Source organism: Gordonia sp. SGD-V-85 (genome assembly GCF_001456905.1).
GTDB lineage: Bacteria > Actinomycetota > Actinomycetes > Mycobacteriales > Mycobacteriaceae > Gordonia > Gordonia hongkongensis.
In genome coordinates this window covers 53,245-65,567 of sequence record NZ_LNQO01000012.1, presented here as the reverse complement: position 1 = coordinate 65,567, position 12,323 = coordinate 53,245, and the positions used below count along the sequence as shown (strand labels likewise).

Below are 12,323 nucleotides of genomic sequence, written 5' to 3'. Positions count from 1 at the left end.
TGACGCAGTGACGGATACGCCCACCGCTACGCGGGTGCGCGACGCCGCGGCCGAGGTGGCCGACCCGCAGCTCGCGCTCGGCCAGGCTGCGTTCTTCCAGGCCCGACCGGGGGGATACGGGGAGGGTGACGAATTCCTCGGAATCCGTGTACCGGTACAACGGAAGCTCGCGAAGGGGTTCCGCGGCATCGCGTCGGATCAGGTCGTCGACTTGCTCGACTCACCGATCCACGAGCATCGCCTGATCGCATTGTTCCTCCTGCGTGAGGAGTTCGAACGCGAGCTACGCCGCGGCGGCGACGGCAAGGGTTGGGTCGACCTCTACCTCGACGCCGTGCGCCGCGGCCGGGTGAACAACTGGGATCTCGTCGACTCGTCCGCCGATCCCGTCCTCGGCGAATACTGCTGGCGCAGCGGCGAACTCGATCTCGTCCTGCAACACGCGCGGGACGACGATCTGTGGCGGCGCCGGGTGGGGGTGATCGCGACCTTCGCCTTCATCAAGCACGGCGACCCGGCGGCACTGCTCGCGGTGGCGCCGCTCGTCCGCGACGACCGACGGGGTCTCATCCAGAAGGCATTCGGCTGGATGCTGCGGGAGGTCGGCAAACGAGTCGACGAGAGCGTCCTGCTCGGCTACCTGGACGACAACGCTGCCCGGATGGGCCGCACCGCACTGTCATACGCGCTCGAACACCGGACCCCGGAGGAGCGTGCCCACTACCGCGCCCTCCGGGATCTGTGACGACAGGGTCAGCCCTCGCGTGCGACCTTCGCAGCGGCCCAGATCATCGGGAACTGGAACGGCAACCGGGCCAGCGCGACGATCTTGTAGGGCAGCGGCCGGTCCCACCACAGCCGGACCATGTTGATGTTGGCGGGGTAGACGGCGAGGAACAGCAGCACCGACGCCGCGCCGGCGGCGCGTCGGGTCTTCGGAGCGAGAAGTGCCGCGCCCAAACCGATCTCGGCAACACCGGAAGCGTAGGTCAGCGTGCGGGGGTCGCCGGGGATCTCCTCCGGGATGATCTCGTCGAACGGTTTGGGTGCCACGAAGTGGAGCACTCCGATGCTGATGAGCATCGCGGCGAGGCCACGGGCGAGCTGGACGGGGTCGAGCCGGGAACCGCGGATGGTGCTCACGTCGTCGTTCTCCTTCGATGGACCGGTGACTGCACGAACTCGAACCACTCTCTCAGAATTCGACCTTCAGCGTGTCCGATGTCGGATGCGCCTGACAGCCGAGGATGTACCCGTCCTCGATGTCCTCGGGGTCGAGCGCGCCGGCGTTGTCCATGTCGACGCTGCCCTCGGTGAGAGTGCAGGCGCACGAACCGCACTCACCCTCCTGGCAGGAATACGGGGCATCGAGTCCGGCGGCGAGCATGATGTCGACGAGAGTTCGTGAGCGAGGCCAGGTCAGGGTGTGGGTCTCACCGTCGAGCTCCACCTCGACGGTGGCGGCACCCGCCTGCTCCTCCTCACTCACCTCGCCGAGTTCGACGTCGGCGAACGGGTCGCCGGACAGCGAGTTGTAGACCTCGGTGTGGACGTTGTGGTGCGGGAAGTTCGCGTCCGACAGACCCTTGTGGACGGCATCCATGAACGGGCCCGGTCCGCACATGTAGGCGACGTGCGACGTCGCGTAGGGCGCGAAAGCCGTTGCCAGAGCGGCCGCACTCGGCAGACCCTGGAGTGATTCGAGCCAGTGGACGAGGGTGAGCCGATTTGGGTGGGCGGCCAGGAGTTCTCGGAGTTCGGCGGCGAAGATCACGTCGGCGACGTCCCGGTTGGCATAGAAGAAGACGATCGGTGCGTCGCCCTTCTCGAGGGCCGCCTTGAGGATCGACATCACCGGCGTGACACCGCTGCCGGCCGCGATGAGCAGCAATGGGGTGTCATAGGACTTCGGGGTGAACACGCCCGATGGCGGCAGCACCTCGACCTGGGTGCCGGGGGAGAGGTTGTCGCACACCCAGTTGGATCCGTAGCCGTCGGCGGTGCGCTTCACGGTCACCTTGGGCTGCGGGTCGGTGAACGGCGACGACGCGAGGGAGTAGCAGCGCGCGACCGAACCAGTCTGCTCGCTCGGAATCCGTAGCGTGAGGAACTGCCCCGGTTTGTAATCGGTGAACGGCTTCGGCGAGGCCTCGGGTAGTTCGAAGGCGATGGACTTGGCCTCGGCCGTCTCGTCGATCACCTCGGACACCGTGAGGATCACGCTGCGTGAACCGTGAGGGGTCAGGTCAGACATGTGCGCAGTCTCCGCCGTCGAGGACCGGCACCCCGGCCCAAATTAGAACACGTTCTACTTCAGCCTAGCGCAACGACCGGTGTTCCCACGAGGGGCTTGCGGTCGATCACTTGCGGCCGTTGCCAGCGTAGTCACGCCAGGGCGGCCACGCCGTCGGCCACGGTGCGCGCGCCGGACTCGATGAGCGTCTCCAGGTCGGCATCGGGGTCGTCGAGCCATTTCTCGTACGCGGCGAGGGCGGCACCGAGGCACAGCCAGCCGATGGTCTGCGGCAGGTGATCGCGGACATCGACGCCCAGCCGGGTCGCGCAGAACTCGGCGATGACCTGACGCCAGTCGGCATAGACGATCATCGAATGTGCCTGCAGCGCAGGCACCCCGAGGAGGAGGGACATACGTCGGCGATGGTTGTCGAGTTCCTCGGCGGGCACCCGGTTGAACGAGACGAGGGCGTCGACGAGGGCCTGCGCCATCGGCGTCTCGGGCGGGATGCCGGCGAGGAGAGTGCGTAGTTCGAGGAGATGGTCGTCGAACTCGCCCCAGGGGATCTCGTTCTTCGACGAGTAATACCGGAACAGTGTGCGCCGGGCTATCCCGGCCGCCTCGGCGATGTCGTCGACGCTGGTGTCCTCGAAGCCCTGGGTGGTGAAGAGGCGGATCGCGAGTGCGCTGATCTGCGCACGCGACGTGATGGGGCGCCGGCCCGGCGGGGTACGTGCGGGCTCGTCACCGCGCATCTTCGTGGTCATCGGGACCTCAGCCTATGGGACCGGTGTCGTCCGGATCGACAGAACCGTCCACCTGGCCATTCGGGCAGTTCGCTCGCGAACGCTGGATTTCTGCACCGAGTGCCACTAGAGTCTGTCGTGATCCACATCACTAACCCACCAACCAGGAGGTATGGATCATGGCAGATCAGTCCGCTGCGACCAGTCACAGCTCGAACGACACCGAACTCCTCGCCGAGTCACTCGTCGAAGAGGTCTCGATCGACGGGATGTGCGGGGTCTACTGATGTCAGCCCCGACATCGAATCCGATCTCCGGCGACCGTTCCGCGGTCGCCGGGGTCCGGTTCGACACCCCAGCCGAGGCGCCCGGTTTCGACACGCTCGAGCCGTGGCGGCTCAATCCGAAGGTCGCTCTGCGGCCGGAACCGTTCGGCGCGCTGCTGTACCACTTCGGTACGCGCAAGCTGTCGTTCCTCAAGAACCTCACCGTCGTCGGCATCGTGCAATCACTCGCCGACCACGACTCGGCGGAGGCCGCCCTCCTCGCCGCCGGGATCTCGCCCGCCCAACGTCCCCTGTACCTGCAGGCGCTCACCGCCCTCGCCGACAGCGGCATGATCGTGCCCCGCTCCTGAGCGATCAGGCCCGACGTCCCGGCCCGGACGTCCCAGTCCCGAACCGACAGCCCCGAATGCAAGGACCTCAACGATGACGACCATCGAGATGCCGCCCACAGCAACCGAATTCGCGAGTGCACTCCGGGCGCCCGCACCGACCGCCGGCGAGGTGCCGAAGGTCGGCCGGCTCGTCGACCAGTTCGAGAAGGGTCTCGACGCGCCCATCTGCCTCACCTGGGAACTGACCTATGCGTGCAACCTCGCGTGCGTGCACTGCCTGTCGTCGTCGGGCAAACGCGATCCCCGCGAGCTGTCCACCGAACAGTGCAAGGCGATCATCGACGAGTTGCAGCGGATGCAGGTCTTCTACGTCAACATCGGCGGCGGCGAACCGACCGTTCGCCCGGACTTCTGGGAGCTCGTCGACTACGCCACCAGCCATCAGGTGGGGGTGAAGTTCTCCACCAACGGCCTGCGCATCGACAAGAAGGTGGCCGCGAGACTCGCGGCGTCGGATTATGTCGACGTCCAGATCTCGCTGGACGGGGCGACCGCGGAGGTCAACGACGCGGTCCGCGGTCCGGGTTCGTTCGACATGGCCGTCCGTGCGCTGGAGAACCTGGCAGAGGCGGGTTTCGCCGACGCCAAGATCAGCGTCGTCATGACGCGACAGAACGTCGCGCAACTCGACGAGTTCAAGGCGCTCGCCGACCGCTACAACGCCACGCTGCGCATCACCCGGTTGCGTCCCTCCGGCCGGGGCGCCGACGTGTGGGATGACCTGCATCCGTTGCCGCACCAGCAGCGCGAACTCTACGACTGGCTTGTCGCACACGGTGATCGAGTGCTGACGGGTGACTCGTTCTTCCATCTGTCGGCGTTCGGTTCCGATTCCGGCGGCGGCCTCCCCGGCCTCAATCTGTGTGGTGCGGGACGCGTGGTCTGCCTCATCGACCCGGTCGGTGACGTGTACGCGTGCCCGTTCGCGATCCACGAGAACTTCCTCGCCGGGAACATCCTGTCCGACGGCGGTTTCCAGGAGATCTGGCAGCGGTCGGACCTGTTCACCGAATTGCGCGAACCGCAGAACGCCGGCGCCTGCACGAAGTGTGCGCATTTCGACGCCTGCCGCGGCGGGTGCATGGCCGCGAAGTTCTTCACCGGCCTCCCGCTCGCCGGCCCGGACCCGGAGTGCGTGCAGGGTTACGGTGAGGAACTCCTCGCCGGCGACCGCACGAAACCGACCGCCAACAAGGACCATTCACGCGGCACGCCGCTGACCCTGATGACCCGGCGGCCCGACGGCGACCTGACCCCGGTGGCCTCGCGTCCCACCAAGTCCTGTGACGAGAACCCGCTCGCCGGGTTCACCCCCGCCGCGCGGTAGATCGCCCGCGGTACACCACGGGGCGCGCCGTCGTCGGAACCGGCGCCCCGTCTCCATGAGAGCCAACCGGTCTCCATGGATGGATCAATGAGTAGGAAGAACATGTCTGCCAACCCCTGGGCCCGAAATCCCTGGTTCGAGACCGTCACCGAGGCGCAGCGCCGGGCCAAGAAGCGGCTGCCCAAATCGGTGTACTCGTCGCTGGTCGCCGGTACGCAGGCCGGTGTCACCGTCGACGACAACGTCCGCGCGTTCTCCGAACTGGGCTGGGCGCCGCACGTCGTCGGTGTGCAGTCCGACCGCGAGATGACGACAACGGTGATGGGGCAAGAGATCTCGTTCCCGGTGATGATCTCGCCGACCGGCGTGCAGGCCGTCGACCCGGAGGGTGAAGTCGCCGTCGCCCGCGCCGCCGCGGCCCGCGGAACGGCGATGGGGCTGTCGAGCTTCGCCTCGCACGCGGTCGAGGAGGTCACCGCGGTCAATGACAAGGTGTTCTTCCAGATCTACTGGCTGGGCAGCCGCGAGGAGATCCTCGCGCGAGCCGAGCGCGCGAAGGCGGCCGGCGCGAAGGGGCTGATCGTCACGACCGACTGGGTCTTCAACGTCGGACGCGACTGGGGCAGCCCCGAGATCCCCGAGAAGGTCGACCTCAAGGCGCTTCTCCGTCTGGGGCCGGAGATCGCGGTCAAGCCGAGGTACGCACTCGATTGGGTCAAGGGCGGGAAGATCAACATCCCCGACCTGACCGCGCCGAACCTCACACCGCAGGGGGTGCCCGGGCCGACGTTCTTCGGGGCCTACGGGTCCTGGATGAACACGCCGCCGCCCACCTGGGAGGACCTGAAGTGGTTGCGCGAGCAGTGGGATGGCCCCTTCATGGTCAAGGGCATCACCCGTCTCGACGACGCGAAGCGGGCAGTGGACATCGGCGCGACGGCACTGTCGGTGTCCAACCACGGGGGCAACAATCTCGACGGCACGCCGGCGACGATCCGCCTCCTTCCCGACATCGCGGCCGCGGTGGGCAACGACATCGAGGTCCTGCTCGACGGTGGTATCCGACGCGGCAGCGATGTGGCCAAAGCGCTGGCGCTCGGGGCCCGCGCGGTCATGATCGGCCGTGCCTACCTCTGGGGTCTAGCCGCCAACGGCCAGGCCGGTGTCGAGAACGTGCTGGACCTCATGCGCATGGGACTCGACGGCGTGCTGATGGGTCTCGGCCACAAGAGCGTGCACGAGCTCTCGGCCGCCGACCTCGTCGTACCCGACGGCTTCACCCGCGCGTTCGGGCACGCCTGAACCGTTCGTCGGGCCCCGGCGAACACTGGGGAGCAGAACTAGAACGTGTTACAGTTCTGCCATGGGACAGTTCGACGGCAAGGTCGTCTACATCACCGGCATCGCCCGAGGTCAAGGTCGCAATCATGCGATCCGGTTCGCCCGTGAGGGGGCCGCGATCGTCGGCCTCGACATCGCGGGTCCGATCATCGACCACGCGACCTACCCCGCGGCCACGGCCGACGACCTCGCCGAGACGATTCGTCTCGTCGAGGGCGTCGGCGGCAAGATCCTTGCACGGCAGGGAGATACGCGCGATCTTGCTTTCCAGCAGCAGCTCGTGGCCGACGCCGTCGAGCAGTTCGGTCGGCTCGACCACGTCGTCGCCAACGCCGGGGTGCTGACCTGGGGCAAGGTCTGGGAGCTCAGCGAAGAGCAGTTCACCGACGTCGTCGACATCAACCTCGTCGGCGCGTGGAAGACGCTGAAGGCCACCATTCCGGCGATGCTCGAGGCGGGCAACGGGGGCTCGATCACCGTCATCAGTTCCGTCGCGGGGCTGAAGGCGATGCCGCTGCAGGCGTCGTACTCGGCGTCGAAGTACGGACTCGTCGGACTGACCCAGACGACCGCGAAAGAGCTCGGTCACCATCGCATCCGGGTGAACAGCGTGCACCCGTACGCGGTCGACACCCCGATGGGTGTGGCTGACACCGAGGCCCACCGGATCTTCGGAATCCCCTGGGTCAACCCGCATTTCACGTCGATCCTCGACTACCATCCGGTCGCCGCGCTCGACGAGATCTCCGACGCCGTCCTCTACCTCGCGTCCGACAGTGCCAAGGGGATCACCGCGGCCGAGTTCCAGATCGACATGGGGCATTCGAAGGTCTGACGCCGCGCGGCCGCGGAAGAACCCTTGCGTTCGAGGGCGAGTGGCCGATTCATCTGCTCCCTGAGGTGCGAGCGAAGCGAGCCACGAAGGGCGACGTGAGTTGTCGCCCTTCGTGGCTCGTCGACCTCGACGCGCTCCTTCGTCGCTTGCTCGGCCCGGCGGCTTTCGCTCCTGGAACCTCGGGGAGCAATGGGCGGGTCGCCACCGCTTCTCCCGCACGGAGAAGCGGTGGCGGGACCCTCAGTCGGCCCAGAGCGTCGACGGATCGGTCGCCTCGGTGGTCGGGCCCGTGGGGGTCTCCGGCTTGGTGCGCGAGAAGCGCGGTGCCACCTGGGCCTGGGTCACGCCGTCGATGTCGACGAGGTTGGCGCGGGCGGCCATGTGGGCGTCGGCAGGTGCCTCGGCGAAGGTGAGGACCGGCGAGGTGCAGGCGTCGGTGCCCTCGAAGACCGCGGCCCATTCGTCGCGGGTGCGCGACTTGAAGGTCTCGGTGAAGATCTCCTTCAGCTTCCCCCACTGGGCGATGTCGTTCTGGTCCGGCAGGTCGGCGTCGGTGAGTTCGAGGCCCTTGAGCAGCTCGGCGTAGAACTGCGGTTCGATCGCGCCGACCGCCATGTACTTGCCGTCCGAGGTCTCGTAGACCTCGTAGTACGGAGCGCCGGTGTCGAGCATGTTCACACCCCGGGTGTCGCTCCACAGTCCGGTGCCGCGGAACGCCCACATCATCTGTCCGAGAACGGAAGCGCCGTCGACCATGGCCGCGTCGACGACCTGCCCCCGGCCGGACACCCCGCGCTCGAGCAGTGCCGCGAGCACACCGACGACGAGGAACATCGAACCGCCGCCGAAGTCACCGGCCAGGTTGAGCGGGGGCACGGGACGATCGTCCTTGCGTCCGATGGCGTGCAGCATGCCCGTGAGCGAGATGTAGTTGATGTCGTGGCCGGCGAGGTTGGCACGGGGTCCGTCCTGTCCCCAGCCGGTCATGCGCCCGTAGACGAGGCCGGGATTGACCTTCTCGAGGTCGTCGGGTCCGAGTCCGAGCCGTTCCATCACGCCGGGACGGAAACCCTCGAGGATCACATCGGCCTTGGCGACGAGGCCGAGAATGGTCTCCCGGTCGTTGTCGTCCTTGAGGTTGGCCTCGACGACGCGTCGGCCGCGGAGCAGAGCATCGGCATTGCGGCCGGGCTTGGGCAGCGACCCCGGGCGCTGAACGCGCACGACGTCGGCGCCGAGATCGGCCAGCAGCATGGCGGCATGCGGACCGGGGCCGATACCGGCGAACTCGATGACCCGGATCGAACTCAGAGGGCCGGGCTTGCCGCTGTCGTGTGGTGTGGCACTGCTCATGGGTGTCGTCCTCCCGATCGTTGTTCGCGCACTGTGTCAGGTGTCACTGGATGCTCTCAGCATTCCACAACCGATCGAACGCTCGTCAGAGTGGTGGTTCGCGACATCTGGACGCGTTTTTCGCTCCGTTTTTCGGGCGAGACCGACACACTCGCAGGCACCATCGCTAGCATTGGTCGAATGACGGTGCCATCGGCGTTGGGGCAGTGCAACTGGCCAGACCTCGATGGGCAGGTGATCACCCTGCTGGTGCCCCTCGGTTCGGTCGAGCAGCACGGGCCCCACCTCCCGCTCGACACCGACACGCGTATCGCGTCGGCGATCGCCGAGCGCGTCTGCGGGCGATCGAAGGCCTCCGGACTCCTGTGCGCACCGGATCTGAACTACGGCGCCAGCGGCGAACACGAGGGCTTCGCCGGGACCATCTCGATCGGACACGAGGCGTTGCGCGGCCTCCTCGTCGAGTACGGCCGCAGTGCGTGCCGATGGGCGGCGCGCGTGGTGTTCGTCAACGGACATGGCGGGAACACCCGGACGCTGATCGAGGCGGTGACCCGACTCCGCTACGAGGGCCGGGACGTCGCCTGGTTCCCGTGCGCTTTCGAAGGCGCCGACGCCCACGCGGGATTCACCGAAACATCTGTGCTGCTGCATGTTTCGCCGTCCGTCGTGGATCCCGACCGTGCCGTGGCGGGCAACCGGGAGCCGGTGGGGGCGCTGATGGGGGCGATGCGGTCGGGCGGTGTCGCCGCCGTGAGTCCCAACGGTGTCCTCGGCGACCCGGAGGGCGCGAGCGCCGAGACGGGGGCGGGTCTGGTCGACGGGGTGACCGACCGCCTGTGGGCCGCCCTGGAGTCGTGGCAGATCGACGATCTGGGGCGCCTGGGATGACGGCCCTCGACGACTCGGCCCCACGACGCTGGGCCGGGAACCAGGACGCGGACGACGCCTCCGCCCGGGACGACTCGGAGTCCGTCGAACCCGGAGCGCACTCGGACGCCGACGCGCCTCCGGGGCCGCGCACCGATCTGCCCGACGGCTTCCAGGTGCAGATCGACCTGCGCTGTGCCAAGGCGGGCGACTTCCGGTATCTGGTCGGCGGTTCGCCGACGCGGCTGCTGCGCATGTCCGACACCGCACTCGGGATGACCTCCGAGGACGGTCGGATCGAGGTGTGCGACAACGTGACCCGACGACTGGCGCGCGCACTGCTGGACGCGGGGATCGCCAATCCCCGGCCCATGTTCGGGCCGCAGCCGCAGGACGTGACCGTGGTCGTCCCGGTCCGGGACAACCAGGTTGGCATCGATCGCCTGCTCGATGCCCTCGACGGGCTGACGGTCATCGTCGTGGACGACGGCTCCGCGACCCCGATCGTGGCGGACCGGCCCACGGCGCGGGTCCTGCGCTTCGACGACAACCGTGGTCCGTCCGCGGCGCGCAACGCGGGGGCGGAGGCCGCGACGACCGACTTCGTCGCATTCCTCGACTCCGACGTCGTGCCCGACCCGGATTGGCTCACCATCCTGCTGACGCACTTCTCCGACCCCACGGTCGGGCTCGTCGCGCCGCGCATCGTCGGATTGCAGTCCGACGCGGCGGTGGCCTCATCGCTGGCCGAGCGGTACGAGAACGGGTGGTCCTCCCTGGACATGGGACCCGAGGAGTCCGCGGTGGCGCCCTCGACCCGGACCCCGTATGTGCCCAGCGCCGCGATGGTGGTGCGGCGCAGCGCTTTCTGCGGTTTCGACGAGTCGTTGCGGGTGGCCGAGGACGTCGACGCGTGCTGGCGGATGCACGCGGAGGGGTGGCGGATCCGTTACGACCCGGTGGCTCGTGTGGCCCATGAGCACCGCGCCGACCTGCGCTCGGTGCTCTCGCGTCGCTGTTTCTACGGCACCGGCGCCGCGCACCTGGCCTCCCGGCACGGTGACCGGGCGGCGCCGATGAAGATGTCGGTTCCGATGGCCGCCGCGGTGGTCGCGTTGCTGTCGCGGACGCGGTTCGGTGCCGCCCTGGCGATGATCATCCTCACCCATCTGGCGGTTCGGATGCGGCGCCGACTGGGCGACCTGCCGTCGGCCCCGCTGGTGTCGGCGCAGATGACCGGACGAGCGGCCGCGTTCGGACTGCTACAGGCGGCGGACGCCATCTGCCGTCACTACTGGCCGGTGGCGGTGTTGCTCGCCCTCGTATCCAAGCGTTTCCGCACCCTCGCCGTGCAGGTGGCGATCGTCGAGGGGGTGGTGTCCTGGGTCCGGGATCTGCTCGCCGATCCGACCAGTCCGCCCACGCTCGGTCCGCTGCGCTACATCCTCATGCACCGGCTCGACGACCTGGCCTACGGTGCGGGCCTGTGGCAGGGGGTCATCACCCATCGAGACCCGGAAGCGTTGCGCCCGGTCATCTCTCGATGACGACGACCTACCGGTCGCTCACCGCCGACGTCGTCATCGTCGGCGGCGGCAGCGCCGGATGCGTGCTCGCCGAGCGGCTCTCGCGGAACCCCGACCGTGCGGTCGTGCTGCTCGAACGCGGGCCGGAAGGCCTGCCGACCCCGGCGGACCTCCAGCTGTCTAGGCTACCGATCGACGACGCCGCGCCGCACGCGGTCCGCCACGACACGAACCTCGGGGTCTCGGCGGCCCGCGGGTCGGCTCTCGGCGGTTCGTCGGCGGTGAACGGCGGGTACTTCCTCAGGTGGCATCGCGACGACTTCGGAACGTGGCCGGCCGGGTGGGGGCTCGACGCCATCGCCGATGCGTACGACGAACTGGACGCGCCCGGCGGCACCATGGGTGTCGAACCCGTCGCCGACGACGAACTCGGAGACGCCGGAACCGCTTTCGAGCGCTACTGGACGGCGCGGGTGCCGGTCCGTCCGCTCGCGCTGCGGTGGCCGGTGGTCGGGCTCAACCGGGTGCCGATCAATCGGAGCGGGCTCGCGCGCCGCTCGGCGGCCGACGCGTACCTCGTCCCGGCGCTGTCGCGACCCAACCTCCGGGTCGTGACCGGTTGCACGGTGGACCGTGTGGCGTCGGCCGGGGGTACGACGGTGACGGGCGTGCACGCGGGCTCGCTCACGGTCGGCGCGGGCGAGGTGATCCTCGCCGCGGGCACCCTCGGCACCGCGGGGATCCTGTTGCGTTCGGAGTTGCCCGCACTCGACATCGGGGGTCGTGCGGATGCCCGTTCGCTGGGTGCCGGGGAGCATCGAGGCCTGGCGGTGTCGTACGCCAGGCGGGCACCGGCGGGGCCGGGCATGGTGTTGCCGACGGTGGTGCACACCGACAGCGGTCTCGAAATACGCTGTTATCGAGATGATTTCGCCTCGTACATACGCGGCCTGCGCGCCTGGGGTCCGATCGTCGAGGTGACCGCGATGAGGCATTCGGCGGTACGGATCGTCGCCGACGGCGCCGCTGTACGGCTGGCGTTCGACGAGCCCGACCCGGCCACCGCCGTCGCGCTGCGGACGGCGGCCGCGGAGGTCGTGGTGATGCTGCGCGCGCCCGAGTTCGCCGACGTCGTCGTTCCGGGGAGCGTGCGGATCGCCGATCGGGCGGGGTTCTCCCAGCACGCGTGGGGGACGATGCCGATGGGCGTCCGGACCGATTGGCTCGGCGGGGTGCACGGGGTTCGCGGACTCCGGATCGTCGACGGGTCCATTCTGCCCACCAGCGGGCGCAGTGGCCCGCACGCGACGATCATGATGATGGCGTGCCGGATCGGTGATGTACTCGCGCAACGGTGAGGCGGTCGAGTCCGAACACCTCGCGGTTGTGGCCGGGTCTCTCTAGGGTGAG

At 68.4% G+C, this 12,323-nt stretch carries 13 protein-coding genes; 9 read left to right on the top strand and 4 right to left on the bottom strand.

Features of this window, described 5'->3' with window-relative positions; all coding sequences use genetic code 11:
- Window positions 1-7: 7 nt before the first annotated feature.
- Window positions 8-745 carry a DNA alkylation repair protein gene (locus tag AS181_RS14980; protein ID WP_058252365.1) on the top strand — a complete coding sequence of 246 codons (738 nt, stop codon included), beginning with the start codon at window positions 8-10 and terminating at the stop codon, window positions 743-745.
- Window positions 746-753: 8 nt separating this feature from the next.
- Here the strand turns inward: AS181_RS14980 and AS181_RS14975 are convergent, their stop codons facing one another.
- The 3 genes from AS181_RS14975 to mftR all read right to left on the bottom strand — a co-directional run bounded on the left by AS181_RS14975 (window position 754) and on the right by mftR (window position 3,003).
- Window positions 754-1,143: a DoxX family protein gene (locus tag AS181_RS14975; RefSeq protein ID WP_058252436.1), complete on the bottom strand. Its 390-nt coding sequence runs from the start codon at window positions 1,141-1,143 to the stop codon at window positions 754-756.
- A gap of 52 nt (window positions 1,144-1,195) precedes the next feature.
- Window positions 1,196-2,254, bottom strand: coding sequence for a ferredoxin--NADP reductase (locus AS181_RS14970; RefSeq protein ID WP_058252364.1), 1,059 nt, complete (start codon window positions 2,252-2,254; stop codon window positions 1,196-1,198).
- 131 nt (window positions 2,255-2,385) lie between these two features.
- The gene (gene mftR, locus AS181_RS14965; protein WP_058252363.1) at window positions 2,386-3,003 is read right to left on the bottom strand and encodes a mycofactocin system transcriptional regulator; all 618 of its coding nucleotides are present in this window, start codon (window positions 3,001-3,003) and stop codon (window positions 2,386-2,388) included.
- A 158-nt stretch (window positions 3,004-3,161) separates the two neighbouring features.
- On the opposite strand from mftR, the gene mftA reads away from it, so the two are divergent.
- The 5 genes from mftA (at window position 3,162) to AS181_RS14940 (ending at window position 7,164) form a co-directional block, all read left to right on the top strand.
- Window positions 3,162-3,269 carry a mycofactocin precursor MftA gene (gene mftA / locus AS181_RS14960; protein WP_058252362.1) on the top strand — a complete coding sequence of 36 codons (108 nt, stop codon included), beginning with the start codon at window positions 3,162-3,164 and terminating at the stop codon, window positions 3,267-3,269.
- On the top strand, window positions 3,269-3,619 hold the full coding sequence (gene mftB / locus AS181_RS14955) for a mycofactocin biosynthesis chaperone MftB (RefSeq protein WP_058252361.1): 351 nt from the start codon (window positions 3,269-3,271) through the stop codon (window positions 3,617-3,619). Before mftA ends, mftB begins: the two co-directional genes overlap by 1 nt.
- 73 nt (window positions 3,620-3,692) lie before the next feature.
- Window positions 3,693-4,988 (top strand): mycofactocin radical SAM maturase, encoded by a 1,296-nt coding sequence (mftC, locus tag AS181_RS14950; RefSeq protein ID WP_058252360.1) that lies wholly within the window; start codon window positions 3,693-3,695, stop codon window positions 4,986-4,988.
- 102 nt (window positions 4,989-5,090) lie between these two features.
- Window positions 5,091-6,290, top strand: a complete 1,200-nt coding sequence (gene mftD / locus AS181_RS14945) for a pre-mycofactocin synthase MftD (RefSeq protein WP_058252359.1) — start codon at window positions 5,091-5,093, stop codon at window positions 6,288-6,290.
- A 61-nt stretch (window positions 6,291-6,351) separates the two neighbouring features.
- Window positions 6,352-7,164, top strand: coding sequence for a mycofactocin-coupled SDR family oxidoreductase (locus AS181_RS14940; RefSeq protein ID WP_058252358.1), 813 nt, complete (start codon window positions 6,352-6,354; stop codon window positions 7,162-7,164).
- A 240-nt stretch (window positions 7,165-7,404) separates the two neighbouring features.
- Here AS181_RS14940 and AS181_RS14935 read toward each other — a convergent pair whose 3' ends face one another.
- Window positions 7,405-8,517, bottom strand: a complete 1,113-nt coding sequence (locus AS181_RS14935; RefSeq protein ID WP_058252357.1) for a CaiB/BaiF CoA transferase family protein — start codon at window positions 8,515-8,517, stop codon at window positions 7,405-7,407.
- 180 nt (window positions 8,518-8,697) lie between these two features.
- Here AS181_RS14935 and mftE point away from each other — a divergent pair, with 180 nt between their 5' ends.
- Genes mftE through mftG form a run of 3 tightly spaced genes read left to right on the top strand, consistent with a single transcriptional unit; the run spans window position 8,698 to window position 12,271 of the window.
- A complete protein-coding gene (mftE, locus tag AS181_RS14930; RefSeq protein ID WP_058252356.1) occupies window positions 8,698-9,408 on the top strand; it encodes a mycofactocin biosynthesis peptidyl-dipeptidase MftE in 711 nt (236 codons plus the stop codon).
- Window positions 9,405-10,934 (top strand): mycofactocin biosynthesis glycosyltransferase MftF, encoded by a 1,530-nt coding sequence (mftF, locus tag AS181_RS14925; RefSeq protein WP_058252355.1) that lies wholly within the window; start codon window positions 9,405-9,407, stop codon window positions 10,932-10,934. Before mftE ends, mftF begins: the two co-directional genes overlap by 4 nt.
- A complete protein-coding gene (gene mftG, locus AS181_RS14920) occupies window positions 10,931-12,271 on the top strand; it encodes a mycofactocin system GMC family oxidoreductase MftG (RefSeq protein ID WP_058252354.1) in 1,341 nt (446 codons plus the stop codon). The genes mftF and mftG overlap by 4 nt, the downstream gene beginning before the upstream one ends.
- The last annotated feature ends 52 nt before the right edge of the window (window positions 12,272-12,323 follow it).